The sequence below is a fragment of the Mesorhizobium sp. M0478 genome (genome assembly GCF_040321305.1).
Classification (GTDB): Bacteria; Pseudomonadota; Alphaproteobacteria; order Rhizobiales; family Rhizobiaceae; genus Mesorhizobium.
This window is the reverse complement of sequence record NZ_JAMYRH010000020.1, coordinates 31,390-45,608: the sequence shown is the minus strand read 5'-3', so window position 1 is coordinate 45,608 and position 14,219 is coordinate 31,390. Positions and strand designations below refer to the sequence as shown.

General features: G+C 61.8%; 23 protein-coding genes. 2 read left to right on the top strand and 21 right to left on the bottom strand.

Annotation, left to right across the window (positions count from 1 at the left end):
* Nucleotides 1–25 precede the first annotated feature (25 nt).
* The 20 genes from rpsH to rpsL all read right to left on the bottom strand — a co-directional run bounded on the left by rpsH (nucleotide 26) and on the right by rpsL (nucleotide 11,661).
* The gene (gene rpsH / locus NKI64_RS30030; RefSeq protein WP_006205453.1) at nucleotides 26–424 is read right to left on the bottom strand and encodes a 30S ribosomal protein S8; all 399 of its coding nucleotides are present in this window, start codon (nucleotides 422–424) and stop codon (nucleotides 26–28) included.
* Between the two features lie 12 nt (nucleotides 425–436).
* Entirely contained in the window at nucleotides 437–742 is a 306-nt protein-coding gene (gene rpsN, locus NKI64_RS30025; protein WP_010909282.1) for a 30S ribosomal protein S14, read from the bottom strand.
* A 27-nt stretch (nucleotides 743–769) separates the two neighbouring features.
* On the bottom strand, nucleotides 770–1,369 hold the full coding sequence (gene rplE / locus NKI64_RS30020; protein WP_023672755.1) for a 50S ribosomal protein L5: 600 nt from the start codon (nucleotides 1,367–1,369) through the stop codon (nucleotides 770–772).
* Entirely contained in the window at nucleotides 1,362–1,676 is a 315-nt protein-coding gene (gene rplX / locus NKI64_RS30015; protein ID WP_013531428.1) for a 50S ribosomal protein L24, read from the bottom strand. Before rplX ends, rplE begins: the two co-directional genes overlap by 8 nt.
* A gap of 12 nt (nucleotides 1,677–1,688) precedes the next feature.
* Nucleotides 1,689–2,057, bottom strand: a complete 369-nt coding sequence (gene rplN / locus NKI64_RS30010) for a 50S ribosomal protein L14 (protein ID WP_006205457.1) — start codon at nucleotides 2,055–2,057, stop codon at nucleotides 1,689–1,691.
* A 72-nt stretch (nucleotides 2,058–2,129) separates the two neighbouring features.
* Nucleotides 2,130–2,369 carry a 30S ribosomal protein S17 gene (gene rpsQ, locus NKI64_RS30005; protein ID WP_010909280.1) on the bottom strand — a complete coding sequence of 80 codons (240 nt, stop codon included), beginning with the start codon at nucleotides 2,367–2,369 and terminating at the stop codon, nucleotides 2,130–2,132.
* A gap of 11 nt (nucleotides 2,370–2,380) precedes the next feature.
* Nucleotides 2,381–2,581 carry a 50S ribosomal protein L29 gene (rpmC, locus tag NKI64_RS30000; RefSeq protein WP_006205459.1) on the bottom strand — a complete coding sequence of 67 codons (201 nt, stop codon included), beginning with the start codon at nucleotides 2,579–2,581 and terminating at the stop codon, nucleotides 2,381–2,383.
* Between the two features lie 13 nt (nucleotides 2,582–2,594).
* On the bottom strand, nucleotides 2,595–3,008 hold the full coding sequence (rplP, locus tag NKI64_RS29995) for a 50S ribosomal protein L16 (protein ID WP_006205460.1): 414 nt from the start codon (nucleotides 3,006–3,008) through the stop codon (nucleotides 2,595–2,597).
* Between the two features lie 26 nt (nucleotides 3,009–3,034).
* Nucleotides 3,035–3,760 (bottom strand): 30S ribosomal protein S3, encoded by a 726-nt coding sequence (rpsC, locus tag NKI64_RS29990; protein ID WP_023672753.1) that lies wholly within the window; start codon nucleotides 3,758–3,760, stop codon nucleotides 3,035–3,037.
* A complete protein-coding gene (rplV, locus tag NKI64_RS29985) occupies nucleotides 3,760–4,149 on the bottom strand; it encodes a 50S ribosomal protein L22 (protein WP_006205462.1) in 390 nt (129 codons plus the stop codon). The genes rpsC and rplV overlap by 1 nt, the downstream gene beginning before the upstream one ends.
* Nucleotides 4,150–4,151: 2 nt before the next feature.
* Nucleotides 4,152–4,430 (bottom strand): 30S ribosomal protein S19, encoded by a 279-nt coding sequence (rpsS, locus tag NKI64_RS29980; protein WP_006205463.1) that lies wholly within the window; start codon nucleotides 4,428–4,430, stop codon nucleotides 4,152–4,154.
* Nucleotides 4,431–4,446: 16 nt separating this feature from the next.
* Nucleotides 4,447–5,280 carry a 50S ribosomal protein L2 gene (gene rplB / locus NKI64_RS29975; RefSeq protein WP_023706515.1) on the bottom strand — a complete coding sequence of 278 codons (834 nt, stop codon included), beginning with the start codon at nucleotides 5,278–5,280 and terminating at the stop codon, nucleotides 4,447–4,449.
* 22 nt (nucleotides 5,281–5,302) lie between these two features.
* Nucleotides 5,303–5,596, bottom strand: coding sequence for a 50S ribosomal protein L23 (locus NKI64_RS29970; protein WP_023672751.1), 294 nt, complete (start codon nucleotides 5,594–5,596; stop codon nucleotides 5,303–5,305).
* Nucleotides 5,593–6,213 carry a 50S ribosomal protein L4 gene (rplD, locus tag NKI64_RS29965; protein WP_023672750.1) on the bottom strand — a complete coding sequence of 207 codons (621 nt, stop codon included), beginning with the start codon at nucleotides 6,211–6,213 and terminating at the stop codon, nucleotides 5,593–5,595. Before rplD ends, NKI64_RS29970 begins: the two co-directional genes overlap by 4 nt.
* Nucleotides 6,213–6,941, bottom strand: coding sequence for a 50S ribosomal protein L3 (gene rplC / locus NKI64_RS29960; protein ID WP_023682606.1), 729 nt, complete (start codon nucleotides 6,939–6,941; stop codon nucleotides 6,213–6,215). The genes rplD and rplC overlap by 1 nt, the downstream gene beginning before the upstream one ends.
* A gap of 61 nt (nucleotides 6,942–7,002) precedes the next feature.
* Nucleotides 7,003–7,311 (bottom strand): 30S ribosomal protein S10, encoded by a 309-nt coding sequence (gene rpsJ, locus NKI64_RS29955; RefSeq protein WP_010909272.1) that lies wholly within the window; start codon nucleotides 7,309–7,311, stop codon nucleotides 7,003–7,005.
* Between the two features lie 69 nt (nucleotides 7,312–7,380).
* Entirely contained in the window at nucleotides 7,381–8,556 is a 1,176-nt protein-coding gene (gene tuf / locus NKI64_RS29950; RefSeq protein ID WP_023723394.1) for an elongation factor Tu, read from the bottom strand.
* Between the two features lie 65 nt (nucleotides 8,557–8,621).
* Nucleotides 8,622–10,712, bottom strand: a complete 2,091-nt coding sequence (fusA, locus tag NKI64_RS29945) for an elongation factor G (protein WP_023667430.1) — start codon at nucleotides 10,710–10,712, stop codon at nucleotides 8,622–8,624.
* 30 nt (nucleotides 10,713–10,742) lie between these two features.
* On the bottom strand, nucleotides 10,743–11,213 hold the full coding sequence (gene rpsG / locus NKI64_RS29940) for a 30S ribosomal protein S7 (protein WP_008875664.1): 471 nt from the start codon (nucleotides 11,211–11,213) through the stop codon (nucleotides 10,743–10,745).
* 76 nt (nucleotides 11,214–11,289) lie between these two features.
* A complete protein-coding gene (rpsL, locus tag NKI64_RS29935) occupies nucleotides 11,290–11,661 on the bottom strand; it encodes a 30S ribosomal protein S12 (protein WP_006333356.1) in 372 nt (123 codons plus the stop codon).
* 495 nt (nucleotides 11,662–12,156) lie between these two features.
* Here rpsL and NKI64_RS29930 point away from each other — a divergent pair, with 495 nt between their 5' ends.
* Both NKI64_RS29930 and NKI64_RS29925 read left to right on the top strand, forming a co-directional pair.
* Nucleotides 12,157–12,438 (top strand): hypothetical protein, encoded by a 282-nt coding sequence (locus tag NKI64_RS29930; protein WP_023694876.1) that lies wholly within the window; start codon nucleotides 12,157–12,159, stop codon nucleotides 12,436–12,438.
* Between the two features lie 105 nt (nucleotides 12,439–12,543).
* Nucleotides 12,544–13,479, top strand: a complete 936-nt coding sequence (locus tag NKI64_RS29925) for a Gfo/Idh/MocA family protein (protein ID WP_023702452.1) — start codon at nucleotides 12,544–12,546, stop codon at nucleotides 13,477–13,479.
* A 46-nt stretch (nucleotides 13,480–13,525) separates the two neighbouring features.
* Here NKI64_RS29925 and NKI64_RS29920 read toward each other — a convergent pair whose 3' ends face one another.
* Entirely contained in the window at nucleotides 13,526–14,191 is a 666-nt protein-coding gene (locus NKI64_RS29920) for an O-methyltransferase (RefSeq protein ID WP_023702453.1), read from the bottom strand.
* Nucleotides 14,192–14,219 lie beyond the last annotated feature (28 nt).

Sequence of the window (14,219 nt, the reverse complement as noted above, 5' to 3'; positions counted from 1 at the left end):
CTTCTCTTGTTTCAGGTCTGCCGATTTAGAAAATCTGGCAGAGGATTTCGCCGCCGACATTCTGTTCGCGTGCTTCGTGATCGGCCATCACGCCCTTCGGCGTCGAAAGAATGGCGATGCCGAGGCCGTTGGCGACGTGCGGGATCGACTTGGCCGAGACGTAAACGCGGCGGCCAGGCTTCGAGACGCGGGCGATTTCGCGCACGACCGGAGCACCGTCGAAATACTTCAGCTCGATTTCGATTTCGGACTTGCCGTTGTCGAAGTCGGTCTGGCTGTAGTCGCGGATATAGCCTTCAGCCTTCAGCACGTCGAGGACGCGGGTACGCAGGCGCGACGCCGGCGTCGAAACGCTCGACTTCTTACGGCCATACGCGTTGCGGATGCGGGTCAGCATATCGCCGAGAGGATCGCTCAATGACATGTTATGTCCTCCTTACCAGCTCGACTTGACCAGGCCCGGGATCTGGCCGTTATTGCCGAGATCACGAAGCGCGATGCGCGATACTTTGAGCTTGCGATAATAGGCGCGCGGACGGCCGGTAACTTCGCAGCGGTTGCGGATGCGGATCTTGGCCGAGTTGCGCGGCAGGGCAGCAAGCTTCAGCTGAGCGCGGAAACGCTCTTCCATCGGCTTGGACTGGTCCATGATGATCGCCTTGAGCGCTGCGCGCTTGGGACCGTACTGGTCGGCAAGCTTGCGGCGCCTGTTGTTCTTCTCGACTGAGCTGGTCTTTGCCATTTCAGATTTTTCCTTTTCTCGCTGCCGTTACTGGCGGAAGGGGAAGTTGAAGGCCTTGAGCAATGCCCTGGCTTCGTCGTCCGTCTTCGCAGTCGTACAAACGATGACGTCCATGCCCCAGATCTGATCAACCTTGTCGTAGTTGATCTCCGGGAACACGATGTGTTCCTTGATGCCCATGGCGTAGTTGCCACGGCCATCGAAGCTCTTCGGATTCAGTCCGCGAAAGTCGCGGACGCGCGGCAGTGCGATGTTCACGAGACGGTCGAGGAACTCGTACATGCGTTCCTTGCGCAGCGTGACCTTGGCGCCGATCGGCATCTTCTCGCGGACCTTGAAGCCGGCGATCGAATTACGGGCGCGGGTGACGACGGCCTTCTGGCCGGCGATCATCGCCAGGTCTTCGGCCGCGATCGAAGGCTTCTTCGAATCCGCGGTCGCTTCGCCGACGCCCATGTTCAGCACGATCTTGTCGATGCGCGGAACCTGCATCTCGTTCTCGTAGCCGAACTGCTCCTGCAGCGCCTTGCGGATGGTCTCGTTGTAGACCTGCTTGAGGCGCGGCGTGTTCTGGGCCTTGGACTGTTTGCTTTCAGCCTTGGGCTTCGTGGTTTGAGCCTTAGCCATTGATGACTTCTCCCGAGCGCTTGGCGACGCGCACCTTCTTGCCGTCCTTCTGGAAGATGAAGCCGACGCGGGTCGGCTTGCCATCCTTGGGGTCGGCGAGCGCGATGTTCGACAGCTGGATCGGCGCTTCCTTGGTGATGATCCCGCCCTCTTGGGACTGGGACTGCTTCTGGTGACGACGGATCATGTTGACGCCGCGCACCAGCGCGGTGTCTTCCTTCGGCTGAACCGAGAGGACTTCGCCCGAACGGCCCTTGTCCTTGCCGGCCAGCACGACGACCTTGTCGCCTTTTCTAATCTTTTGCATTGGTCCGGCTCCTTACAGCACTTCAGGCGCGAGCGAGATGATCTTCATGTGGTTCTTGGCGCGGAGTTCGCGCGGAACCGGTCCGAAGATACGCGTGCCGATCGGCTCTTTCTTGTTGTCGACGAGAACGGCCGCGTTCTTGTCGAAACGGATCACGCTGCCGTCCGGGCGGCGGATGTCCTTGGCCGTGCGAACCACGACCGCCTTCATCACATCGCCCTTCTTAACGCGGCCGCGCGGAATGGCTTCCTTGATCGACACCACGATGATGTCGCCTACGGAAGCGTATTTCCGCTTCGAGCCGCCCAGCACCTTGATGCACATGACACGACGGGCGCCGGAATTATCCGCGACGTCGAGGTTTGTTTGCATCTGAATCATGACTGGCCGCCTTCTTCTCTTCTAACGGGACGGGCTCAAAGCCCCTCCCCGGTCTGTCCAAAATTCGGTTTGTTACGCCTGGTCCGAAGACACGACGATCCAGCGCTTGTCCTTGGAAATCGGCTTCGATTCCTGGATGAACACCTGATCGCCGACCTTGTGGGCGTTGTTCTCGTCGTGCGCCTTGTACTTCTTGGTCATGCGCACGGTCTTCTTCATCACGGGATGCGTGAAGCGCCGTTCGACCTTGACGACTACCGTCTTCTCGTTCTTGTCGCTGACGACAGTGCCCTGCAGAATGCGCTTTGGCATGATTTTCGTCCTTAAGCCTTCTTGGCCGCGGACTTTTCCGCAGCGATGGTCTTGATACGCGCAATGTCCTTGCGAACCTGCCGCACGCGCGCGGTCTTCTCGAGCTGGCCGGTGGCCTTCTGGAAGCGCAGGTTGAACTGCTCCTTCTTCAGGCTGGCCAGATCGTCGGTCAGCTGGTCCTGGGTCTTCGTCCGGATGTCTTCGGCTTTCATGATCAGCCCGTCCTTATTCTGCGATGCGCTGTACGAAGCGCGTCCTGACCGAGAGCTTGGCCGCGCCGAGACGCAGCGCCTCACGGGCGGTTTCTTCGTTGACGCCGTCGATCTCGAACATGATGCGGCCCGGCTTGACGCGCGCCGCCCAGTAATCGACAGCGCCCTTGCCCTTGCCCATGCGCACTTCGGTCGGCTTCGACGTCACCGGCACATCAGGGAAAATACGGATCCACACGCGGCCGGCACGCTTCATCTCACGAGTGATCGCGCGGCGGGCCGCCTCGATCTCACGCGCGGTGACGCGGTTCGGCTCCAGCGCCTTCAGCCCGAAACCACCGAAATCCAGGTTGGTGCCGCCCTTTGCGGTACCATGGATACGGCCCTTGAACTGCTTGCGGAACTTTGTGCGCTTTGGCTGCAGCATCGTTCTAACTCCAAATTCCTAAATAATCAGGCGTTTTCGCGACGACGACCGCGTTCGCGATCACCACCACCGCCATGCGCAGCATCACCCTCGGTCGCGCGACGCTCCGAAGCCATCGGATCGTGCTCGAGGATTTCGCCCTTGAACACCCAGACCTTGACGCCGCAGATGCCGTAAGCCGTATGCGCTTCGGCCGTGCCATAGTCGACATCGGCGCGCAGCGTATGCAGCGGCACGCGGCCTTCGCGGTACCATTCCATGCGTGCAATCTCGGCGCCGCCGAGACGGCCGGCGCAGTTGATGCGGATGCCTTCGGCGCCCAGGCGCATGGCCGACTGAACGGCGCGCTTCATGGCGCGGCGGAACGCGATACGACGCTCGAGCTGCTGGGCGATCGACTGGGCGACCAGGGTCGCGTCGATTTCCGGCTTGCGCACTTCAACGATGTTCAAGTGCGTCTCGGACTTCGTCATCTCCATCAGCTTCTTGCGAAGCTTCTCGATGTCGGCGCCCTTCTTGCCGATGATCAGACCCGGACGCGCCGCATGGATGGTGACGCGGCACTTCTTGTGCGGACGCTCGATCACGACCTTGGAGATCGCAGCCTGCTTGAGTTCCTTCTCAAGATACTTGCGGATCTTGATGTCCTCATGCAGCAGCTTGCCGTACTCGCCGGTGTTCGCGAACCAGCGCGAATCCCAGGTGCGGTTGATGCCGAGGCGCAGACCGATCGGATTGACTTTCTGACCCATTATGCGGCCTCCCCTTTTTCTTCGACTTCACGAACGACGATCGTGAGGTGCGAGAACGGCTTCTCGATACGGCTGGCGCGACCGCGGCCACGAGCATGGAACCGCTTCATGACGATCGACTTGCCGACATAGGCTTCCGCCACGATCAGCGCATCGACGTCGAGGTCGTGGTTGTTTTCCGCGTTGGCGATCGCCGATTCCAGCGTCTTCTTGACCGTGCCGGAAATCCGCTTGGCCGAGAATTCGAGGTCGGAAAGCGCTGTCGCGACCTTCTTGCCGCGGATCAGCGCGGCAACCAGGTTCAGCTTCTGCGGGCTGATACGGATCGTGCGCAGAACGGCGCGCGCTTCGTTGTCAGCAAGCCTGCGCGGAGCTTTGGCCTTGCCCATGATTATTTCCTCTTCGCCTTCTTATCCGCGCCGTGACCGTAATAGGTCCGGGTCGGAGCGAATTCACCGAACTTGTGACCGACCATGTCCTCGTTCACCGAGACGGGAACATGCTTCTGGCCGTTATAGACACCGAAGGTGAAGCCGACGAACTGCGGCAGGATGGTGGAGCGACGGCTCCACATCTTGATCACCTCATTGCGACCACCTTCACGAACCTTGTCCACCTTCTTGAGAAGGTAGCCGTCGATGAAGGGGCCTTTCCAAATAGAACGAGTCACTTGGCGTTACCTCTTCTTAGCTCTTGCGCTGATGGCGCGAGCGCAGGATGAACTTGTCGGTCGCCTTGTTGGACCGCGTCTTCTTGCCCTTGGTCGGCTTGCCCCACGGGCTGACCGGATGACGGCCACCGGAGGTGCGGCCTTCACCACCGCCATGCGGATGGTCGACCGGGTTCATGGTCACGCCGCGATTGTGCGGGCGCTTGCCGCGCCAGACCGTGCGGCCGGCCTTGCCGTCGTTGATGTTGCCGTGGTCGGGGTTCGACACGGCGCCGACGGTGGCCATGCAGGAGCCGTGAACGACACGCTGCTCGCCCGAGTTGAGGCGCAGGATCGCCATGCCCTGATCGCGACCGACCAGCTGGCCGTAGCCACCTGCCGAGCGGGCAACCTGGGCGCCCTTGCCCGGCTTCAGCTCGATGTTGTGGACGATCGTGCCGACCGGCATCGAGGCCAGCGGCATCGCATTGCCCGGCTTCACGTCGACCGATTCACCGGCCACGATCTTGTCGCCGGCGGCAAGGCGCTGCGGAGCGATGATGTAGGACAGCTCGCCATCGTCATACTTGATCAGCGCGATGAAGGCGGTGCGGTTCGGATCGTATTCAATGCGCTCGACCGTGCCGACGACGTCGAACTTGCGGCGCTTGAAGTCGATGATGCGGTACGAACGCTTGTGACCGCCGCCGATGAAGCGGGCCGTGATGCGGCCGTGATTGTTGCGGCCGCCCGACTTCGTCAGGCCTTCGGTCAGGCCCTTGACGGGCTTGCCCTTGTAGAGGCCCGAGCGGTCGACGATGACCAACTGGCGGGTGCTCGGCGTTACCGGGTTGAATTTTTTAAGTGCCATTGTCCTGTCCTCGCGGCCTAGCTCAGAGACCCGTCGCGACGTCGATCGACTGGCCGTCGGCCAGCGTCACGATCGCCTTCTTGACGTCGCTCTGGCGGCCGATCGTGCCGCGGAAGCGCTTGATCTTGCCCTTGCGGACAAGCGTGTTCACGGCCGTAACCTTGACGCCAAACAGCGCTTCGACAGCGGCCTTGATTTCCGGCTTCGACGCCTTCTTGGCGACGTTGAAAACAACCTGGTTGTTCTCGGAAGCCATGGTCGACTTTTCGGTGATCGCCGGCGAGACGATCACGTCGTAATGACGGAGGTCGGTCATTTAAAGCGCTCCTCGAGAGCCTCGACGGCGGCCTTCGAAAGGACCAGCGTGCCGCGGCGCAGAATGTCGTAGACGTTGATGCCCTGGATGGGCAGCACGTCGATGTTCGGGATGTTGGTCGCCGCCAGCTTGAAGTTCTGGTCAAGCTCGGCACCGCCAATCACCAAGGCATTGGTCAGGCCCAGCGTCGCGAAATTCGCGATCAGCGCCTTCGTCTTGGCCTCGGTCAGCTTCAGCTCGTCGATGATGATGATCGACGCGCTCTTGGCCTTGGCCGAGAGAGCATGCCGCAAGCCCAGAGCGCGCACCTTCTTCGGCAGATCGTGCTCGTGGCTGCGAACGACCGGGCCGTGGGCCTTGCCGCCGCCGCGGAACTGCGGAGCGCGTGCCGAATGGTGACGGGCGCGGCCCGTACCCTTCTGCTTGTACATCTTGGCGCCGGTGCGCGCGATTTCGGCGCGGCCCTTGGCCTTGTGCGTGCCCTGCTGCCGTTTGGCCAGCTGCCAGCGCACGACGCGCTGCAGGATGTCCTCGCGCGGATCAAGGCCGAAAATCTCCTCGGAGAGTTTCACCTTGCCGGCGTCCTTGCCGCCAAGCGTTGTGATCTTGAGATCCATTATTCTGCTCCCTCTGCGGCCGGAGCCTCGTTCTTGGCGCCACTCTCGGCGGCAACGGCGCGGATCGCGGCAGGCTTCGGCGCATTGGCCGGCAGTGCCACCTTGGCCGCATCGCGGACCAGGATCCAGGCGCCCTTCGATCCGGGAACCGCACCGCGGATCAGGATCAGGCCGCGATCGGCGTCGGTCGAAACGATCTCGACATTCTGTGTGGTGACGCGGGTGTCGCCCATGTGGCCAGCCATATGCTTGCCCTTGAACACTTTGCCCGGATCCTGACGCTGGCCGGTCGAACCGTGCGTACGGTGCGAAACCGAGTTACCGTGCGTCGCGCGGCCACCACCCATGTGGTGGCGCTTGATGACGCCCTGGAAACCCTTGCCGATCGTCGTGCCCGTCACATCGACCTTCTGGCCGGCGACGAAGTGCTCGACGGTGATCTCGGCGCCGACATCGATCATGTTGTCGGCGGAGACGCGGAACTCGGCGACCTTCGCCTTCGGCTCGACGGAAGCGGTCGCGAAATGGCCGCGCATCGCCTTCGACGTGTTCTTCACCTTGGCAAGGCCAACGCCGAGCTGGACGGCGGTATAGCCGTTCTTCTCCTGCGTGCGCTGAGCCACGACCTGGCAGTTCTCCATCTGGAGAACGGTGACGGGAACATGTTCCCCGGCATCATTATAGATGCGGGTCATTCCCACCTTCTTTGCAATCACACCTGAACGCATCGGTTCAATTCCTTTAGAGTTCCGGGCCAGGGGCACCGCCCCTTACCGCGCTCTCATTCCCTTAGAGCTTGATCTCGACGTCGACACCGGCGGCCAGATCGAGCTTCATCAAAGCATCGACCGTCTGCGGGGTCGGATCGACGATGTCGAGCAGACGCTTGTGCGTGCGCATCTCGAACTGCTCGCGGCTCTTCTTGTCGACGTGAGGCGACCGGTTGACCGTGAACTTTTCGATCCGCGTCGGCAGCGGAATGGGGCCGCGGACGTTTGCTCCGGTGCGCTTGGCCGTCGACACGATTTCTTTCGTCGAGGCGTCGAGCACGCGGTGATCAAACGCCTTCAGGCGGATGCGGATATTCTGTCCGTTCATGCGTCACTTCCTTGTTCTGGCGCGGCGCGGGCAAATCCTGCGCCCGCGACAGATCGGTTTAAGTCTAAATTACTCTTTGATGGTGACGACGATGCCGGCACCGACGGTGCGGCCGCCTTCACGGATGGCGAAGCGCAGCTTCTCTTCCATGGCGATCGGCACGATCAGCTCGACATCGACCGTGATGTTGTCGCCGGGCATAACCATTTCCGTGCCTTCCGGCAGCGACACGATGCCGGTCACGTCGGTCGTGCGGAAGTAGAACTGCGGACGGTAGTTGGTGAAGAACGGCGTGTGACGGCCACCTTCGTCCTTGGTCAGGATGTAGGCTTCGGCCACGAACTTCTTGTGCGGCTTCACCGTACCGGGCTTGGCCAGAACCTGGCCGCGCTCGACGCCTTCACGATCAACGCCGCGCAGCAGCGCGCCGATGTTGTCGCCAGCCTGGCCCTGATCGAGCAGCTTGCGGAACATCTCGACGCCCGTGCAGGTCGTCTTGGTCGTCGGACGGATGCCGATGATTTCCAGTTCCTCGCCGACCTTGACGATGCCGCGCTCGACGCGGCCGGTCACGACCGTGCCACGGCCCGAGATCGAGAACACGTCTTCGATCGGCATGAGGAACGGCTTGTCCAGCGGACGAACCGGCGTCGGGATGTAAGCATCGACCGCAGCCATCAGCTCGCGGATCGCGTCTTCGCCGATGGTCTTGTTGGAGTCTTCCAGAGCAGCCAGCGCCGAACCCTTGACGATCGGAATGTCGTCGCCGGGGAACTCGTTCTTCGACAGAAGCTCGCGAACCTCGAGCTCGACCAGTTCGAGCAGCTCGGCATCGTCGACCTGGTCGACCTTGTTCAGGAACACCACGATCGACGGCACGCCGACCTGACGGGCAAGCAGGATGTGCTCGCGGGTCTGCGGCATCGGGCCGTCGGCGGCCGACACCACCAGGATCGCGCCGTCCATCTGCGCAGCGCCCGTGATCATGTTCTTCACATAGTCGGCGTGGCCGGGGCAGTCGACATGGGCGTAGTGGCGCGCAGCCGTCTCGTATTCGACGTGCGCCGTCGAAATGGTGATGCCGCGGGCCTTCTCTTCGGGCGCCGCATCGATCTGGTCGTAGCGCTTGTATTCGCCAAAATACTTCGTGATCGCCGCCGTCAGCGACGTCTTGCCATGATCGACATGGCCAATCGTGCCAATGTTCACATGAGGCTTGTTACGCTCGAATTTACCTTTTGCCATGTGATGTCTCCAATCTGCTCGCCCGTACGGGCCTTGAATTAAGTTACCGATGCAACCCGTTCAGGTTACGCGTATTTCTTCTGGACTTCCTGGGCGACCGCGGTCGGCACAGGCTCATAGTGATCGAACTGCATCGTGTAGGCCGCGCGGCCCTGGCTCATCGAGCGCAGGTTGTCGACGTACTTGAACATGTTGGCCAGCGGCACCATCGCGTTAATGACGACAGCCACGCCGCGAGCTTCCTGGCCCTGGATCTGGCCACGACGGCCGTTCAGGTCGCCGATGACGCTGCCGACGTAGTCTTCCGGGGTCACGACTTCGACCTTCATGATCGGCTCGAGCAGCTGCACGCCAAGCTTGGGTGCGGCTTCACGGAAGCAGGCGCGGCCGGCGATTTCGAACGCCAGGACGCTGGAGTCCACATCGTGGTAAGCGCCGTCGATAAGCGTCGCCTTGACGCCGATCATCGGGAAGCCCGCGAACGGACCCGACGACATGACACTGTTGATGCCCTTTTCGACACCCGGGATGTATTCCTTGGGAACCGCACCGCCGACGATCTTGGTCTCGAACTCGAACTCCGAGCTTTCCGGGTTCGGTTCGAACACGATCTTGACGCGAGCGAACTGACCGGTACCGCCGGTCTGCTTCTTGTGGGTGTAGTCCTGCTCGTGCCTGCGGGTGATGGTCTCGCGGTAAGCCACCTGCGGCGCGCCGACATTGGCCTCAACCTTGAACTCGCGACGCATGCGGTCGACGATGATGTCGAGGTGAAGTTCGCCCATGCCCGAAATGATGGTCTGGCCGCTTTCCTCGTCGGTCTTGACGCGGAATGACGGATCCTCGGCGGCCAGGCGGTGAAGGGCGAGGCCCATCTTTTCCTGGTCGTTCTTGGTCTTCGGCTCGATGGCGATCTGGATGACCGGATCCGGGAATTCCATGCGCTCGAGGATGACCGGGTGCAGCGGATCGCTGAGCGTATCGCCGGTGGTCGTGTCCTTGAGGCCGGCCAGAGCAACGATGTCGCCGGCAAAGGCTTCTTCGACGTCGGCGCGCGAATTCGCATGCATCTGCAGCATGCGGCCGATGCGCTCTTTCTTGCCCTTGACGGTGTTATCGACCGAGATGCCCTTGGTCAGTTTGCCCGAATAGATGCGGGCAAAGGTCAGCGAACCGACGAACGGGTCGTTCATAATCTTGAAGGCCAGCATCGACAGCGGCTCGTTGTCGTCGGCATGACGCTCGATCTCGGCATCGGTCTTGGCGTCGACGCCCTTGATGGCGGGAACATCGGCCGGCGACGGCAGGTATTCGACGACGGCGTCGAGCAGCGGCTGCACGCCCTTGTTCTTGAAGGCCGAGCCACAGAACATCGGGTAGAACTTGACCGCGATGGTGCCCTTGCGGATCAGCGCGCGGATCTCGTCATTCGACGGCATCTTGCCTTCGAGGTAATTCTCGAGGGCCGTCTCGTCCATTTCGACGGCGGCTTCGATCATCTTCTCGCGGTATTCTTCGGCCCGGGCCTGAAGGTCGGCAGGGATCTCGACGACGTCCCAGGCAGCGCCCAACGTCTCGTCGCGCCAGACCAGCGCGTTCATCTCGACGAGATCGACGACACCCTTGAACTCGGTCTCGGCGCCGATCGGCAGCTGCATGACGACGGCATGCGCACCAAGACGCGAGCCGATCATCTCGACCGAGCGGTAGAAGTCGGCGCCGATCTTGTCCATCTTGTTGCAGAAGATCATGCGCGGAACTTTATACTTGTCGGCCTGGCGCCAGACAGTCTCGGTCTGCGGCTCGACACCGGCATTGGCATCGAGCAGCGCAATGGCGCCGTCGAGCACGCGCAGCGAACGCTCGACTTCGATGGTGAAGTCGACGTGTCCGGGAGTGTCGATGATGTTGAAGCGGTACATCTTGCCGCTGCGACCCTTCCAGAAGGTCGTGGTGGCGGCGGACGTGATCGTGATGCCGCGTTCCTGCTCCTGCTCCATCCAATCCATGGTGGCAGCGCCGTCGTGGACTTCGCCGATCTTGTGCGACTTGCCCGTGTAATAGAGGACGCGCTCGGTGGTCGTCGTCTTGCCGGCGTCAATATGCGCCATGATACCGAAATTGCGGTAGTCTTCGATTTTATATTCGCGGGCCATCTTGGATGCCTTCTCAGTCTCGTTCGCGCTTTACCAGCGGTAGTGTGCGAAAGCGCGGTTGGCTTCTGCCATCTTGTGGGTGTCTTCACGCTTCTTCACGGCGGTGCCGCGGTTATTGGCCGCGTCCATCAGCTCGCCGGAGAGGCGGTCGACCATGGTGGTCTCGTTGCGGTTGCGGGCCGCGGCGATCAGCCAGCGGATCGCCAGGGCCTGACGGCGCTCGGGGCGCACATCGACCGGAACCTGGTAGGTAGCGCCGCCGACGCGGCGCGACCGGACTTCCACATGCGGCGCGACATTGTCGAGCGCCTGATGGAAGACGGTGACCGGCTCCTGCTTGGTCTTCGACTGAACCTGGTCGAGCGCACCGTAGACGATGGTCTCGGCAACCGACTTCTTGCCGTCATACATAACGGCGTTCATGAACTTGGTAACGATCAGATCGCCGAACTTCGGGTCCGGATTGATCTCACGCTTTTCTGCACTGTGACGACGCGACATGGCTTTTGTCTCTCAATCTCGTAGCCCGACGCATTCAAGCAGCGCCAGGGCCGGAAAATCTTACTTCGGACGCCCCTTACTTCGGACGCTTGGCGCCGTACTTCGAACGGCGCTGCTTGCGGTTCTTCACGCCCTGCGTGTCGAGCACGCCGCGGATGATGTGGTAGCGCACGCCCGGAAGATCCTTGACGCGGCCGCCGCGGATCATGACCACGGAGTGTTCCTGAAGGTTGTGGCCTTCGCCGGGGATGTAGCCGATCACTTCAAAGCCGTTGGTCAGGCGGATCTTGGCCACCTTGCGCAGTGCCGAGTTCGGCTTCTTCGGCGTCGTTGTATAGACGCGCGTGCAGACGCCCCGCTTCTGCGGGTTCTGCTGCATGGCCGGGACCTTGTTGCGCTTCACCGGCGCAATGCGCGGCTTGCGGATCAGCTGGTTGACGGTAGGCATTAAACCCTCTTGTCTCTCAATTCCGTGTCTCGCCCGGTCAGGGCCGCTCAAAGCGCCAATTCCATACGCAAATTCGGGCCATAAACCGCGCCTCGCGGTCCTGCCCGAACAAAATGCAGAGGAAGCGGGAACCGCTTCATGCGCGCCGGAAATGTCTTTTCGCTCGTAAAACGAACCCTGTTTGAGGCAAACTCCAAAGCGTGTCGCTTCGGAAGGGAGAGCCTCACATCGGTTCTGACTGGGCGGCTTCTACTCGCAAGACCGTGAACCGTCAACCCCGGCACGCCAAATATTGCGCGCTGACGACGGCTTGGCAGCCATGCGAAAAACGCATGTAATTTTCTTTCTTCGTTTTGCAAGGCAGAGGAAGAAAGTGACCGGGGCAGACAAGAAAGTGACCGGCTTTTGGCTGTCATGCGCGGGTTCTTCATGGCAAAAGGCGCCATGGACAGCCCGAAACCCCTCGCCCGCCCCCGCCTCAAGAGGAATCAGCCCGTGAACGACAATGAGGAACGCCCGGTCACCATCGTCACCGGCCGGGTCTGGAAAAAGAAGGGCGGCAAGCCGGAAGGCGTCCATGTGATGCTGGTTGCGCCCGACGACGATTCGGCCGTGCGCCGGGTGCTCGAATCGCTTGCGGCCGAAGGCTATGCCGAAGTCGAGCTCGACCAGATCGGCGATATGGACGGCGAACCCGACGAGGAGCCGCATCTGTCAGCCTTTCAGGGTGCCCTCGAAGGTGAGGTGTCGATCGTCACGTTTGACGTGCCGCTCTGAGCGTCACAGGCTGCTTGCGCCTGTACCGCGCCGGCTTGCCCGGCACCGGTTCTCTGCTAAGAACCAAGCGACTTAACAAGCCAAATTCGAATCCGCGGAGTCCCCATGCCCTCGAACAATGGTCCCATCAAGCTCGGCATCGTCGGCGTCGGCAAGATCGTGCGCGACCAGCATCTGCCGGCAGTGGCCAAGGATGCGGACTACCGCCTCATCGCCGCTGCCAGCCGGCACGGCAAGGTGGACGGCATCCCGAATTTTCCGACCATTGAGGCGATGCTCGACGCGGTGCCCGACCTCGAGGCCGTCTCGCTGTGCATGCCGCCGCAGTTCCGCTACGACGCGGCACGCACCGCGCTGATGGCGAAGAAGCATGTTTTCCTGGAGAAGCCGCCGGGCGCCACCGTCAGCGAGGTCGAGGACCTGAAGCGGCTGGCGGCAGCCAGTGGCGTCTCACTGTTCGCCAGCTGGCATTCGCGCTACGCGCCGGCGGTGGAAGCCGCGCGTGCCTTCCTGGCGTCGGCCAAGGTCAACTCGGCCGCCATCGTCTGGAAGGAAGATGTCCGCCGCTGGCATCCGAACCAGGATTGGATCTGGGCGCCGGGCGGTTTCGGCGTCTTCGATCCCGGCATAAACGCACTGTCGATCGCAACCCACATCCTGCCGGCGATGTTCATCACCTCGGCCGTCCTCGACTTCCCGGAAAACCGCGCCTCGCCTGTGGCGGCCCACGTGACCTTCCGCACCTCGGATGGGTTGCCGGTGACCATGGAGCTTGACTGGCTGCAGACGGGACCACAGAGCTGGGACATCCGGGCGGACACCGACAAGGGCAAGATGGTGCTGTCCGGCGGCGGCACCAAGCTTGCCATCGACGGCAAGTTGGTTCACGACGAGCCGGAGGCCGAATACCCCCAGCTTTACCGGCGCTTCGCCGAAGTCGTACGCGACGGCGTCTCCGATGTCGATTTGGCACCCCTGCAGCACGTCGCCGACGCGTTCATGCTCGGCAAGCGCAATGTGGTGGAAGCGTTCTTCGATTGAGCGATGAGTTCTGCCGGACCGCAGTCCGGACACTCACCATGCAGCCTTACTCGACGATCGCAATCGCAAACCCGTCATAGCCTTTGGCGCCGACGGTCTGGATGGCGGTGCCGTCCAGGCCATTGTCGCCGCCGATGAAGGAAAACGCACCGCGTGCGCCTTCGACATACGCGTCACGGCCATCGTCGTTGAGCACGGTGCCGTCGCGGATGACGTTGTCGCAGATGATGACCGTCCCCGGCCGCGACAGGCGCATGGCCCATGACAGATAATTCGGATTGTTCGGCTTGTCGGCGTCGATGAAGATCAGATCGAACGGAGCGGCATTTTCGGCAACCAGCGTCTCAAGCGACTGAAGCGCGGGGCCGATCCTGAGCTCGACCTTGTCCGACACCCCTGCCCGCTCGAGATTCGAGTGCGCGACTTTTGCATGATGCGGCTCGAGTTCGAGCGTCACGATCTTGCCGCCGACGGGCAATCCCCTTGCCATCCAGATGGTCGAGTAGCCGCCAAGCGTGCCGATCTCCAGCACCTTCCTGGCGCCGCTGATGCGGACCAGCAGCGACAGCAGCTTGCCCTGCGCCGGCGATACGTCGATGGCCGGCAGGCCCTGGTCGCGGTTGGCCGCAAGCACCGCTTCGAGGATGGGATCTGCCTCGAAGAGAGAGGAAACGATGTAGTCGTCGACGTCAGTCCAAACCTTCTTGCTCATGTTTTCCTCGATTCGATTGGGGGTCAAA

Coding starts and splice junctions, on each gene's coding strand:
- rpsH (WP_006205453.1), bottom strand. CDS start 424: ATGTCATTGAGCGATCCTCTCGGCGATATGCTGACCCGCATCCGCAAC.
- rpsN (WP_010909282.1), bottom strand. CDS start 742: ATGGCAAAGACCAGCTCAGTCGAGAAGAACAACAGGCGCCGCAAGCTT.
- rplE (WP_023672755.1), bottom strand. CDS start 1,369: ATGGCTAAGGCTCAAACCACGAAGCCCAAGGCTGAAAGCAAACAGTCC.
- rplX (WP_013531428.1), bottom strand. CDS start 1,676: ATGCAAAAGATTAGAAAAGGCGACAAGGTCGTCGTGCTGGCCGGCAAG.
- rplN (WP_006205457.1), bottom strand. CDS start 2,057: ATGATTCAGATGCAAACAAACCTCGACGTCGCGGATAATTCCGGCGCC.
- rpsQ (WP_010909280.1), bottom strand. CDS start 2,369: ATGCCAAAGCGCATTCTGCAGGGCACTGTCGTCAGCGACAAGAACGAG.
- rpmC (WP_006205459.1), bottom strand. CDS start 2,581: ATGAAAGCCGAAGACATCCGGACGAAGACCCAGGACCAGCTGACCGAC.
- rplP (WP_006205460.1), bottom strand. CDS start 3,008: ATGCTGCAGCCAAAGCGCACAAAGTTCCGCAAGCAGTTCAAGGGCCGT.
- rpsC (WP_023672753.1), bottom strand. CDS start 3,760: ATGGGTCAGAAAGTCAATCCGATCGGTCTGCGCCTCGGCATCAACCGC.
- rplV (WP_006205462.1), bottom strand. CDS start 4,149: ATGGGCAAGGCCAAAGCTCCGCGCAGGCTTGCTGACAACGAAGCGCGC.
- rplB (WP_023706515.1), bottom strand. CDS start 5,280: ATGGCACTTAAAAAATTCAACCCGGTAACGCCGAGCACCCGCCAGTTG.
- NKI64_RS29970 (WP_023672751.1), bottom strand. CDS start 5,596: ATGACCGACCTCCGTCATTACGACGTGATCGTCTCGCCGGCGATCACC.
- rplD (WP_023672750.1), bottom strand. CDS start 6,213: ATGGATCTCAAGATCACAACGCTTGGCGGCAAGGACGCCGGCAAGGTG.
- rplC (WP_023682606.1), bottom strand. CDS start 6,941: ATGCGTTCAGGTGTGATTGCAAAGAAGGTGGGAATGACCCGCATCTAT.
- rpsJ (WP_010909272.1), bottom strand. CDS start 7,311: ATGAACGGACAGAATATCCGCATCCGCCTGAAGGCGTTTGATCACCGC.
- tuf (WP_023723394.1), bottom strand. CDS start 8,556: ATGGCAAAAGGTAAATTCGAGCGTAACAAGCCTCATGTGAACATTGGC.
- fusA (WP_023667430.1), bottom strand. CDS start 10,712: ATGGCCCGCGAATATAAAATCGAAGACTACCGCAATTTCGGTATCATG.
- rpsG (WP_008875664.1), bottom strand. CDS start 11,213: ATGTCGCGTCGTCACAGTGCAGAAAAGCGTGAGATCAATCCGGACCCG.
- rpsL (WP_006333356.1), bottom strand. CDS start 11,661: ATGCCTACCGTCAACCAGCTGATCCGCAAGCCGCGCATTGCGCCGGTG.
- NKI64_RS29925 (WP_023702452.1), top strand. CDS start 12,544: ATGCCCTCGAACAATGGTCCCATCAAGCTCGGCATCGTCGGCGTCGGC.
- NKI64_RS29920 (WP_023702453.1), bottom strand. CDS start 14,191: ATGAGCAAGAAGGTTTGGACTGACGTCGACGACTACATCGTTTCCTCT.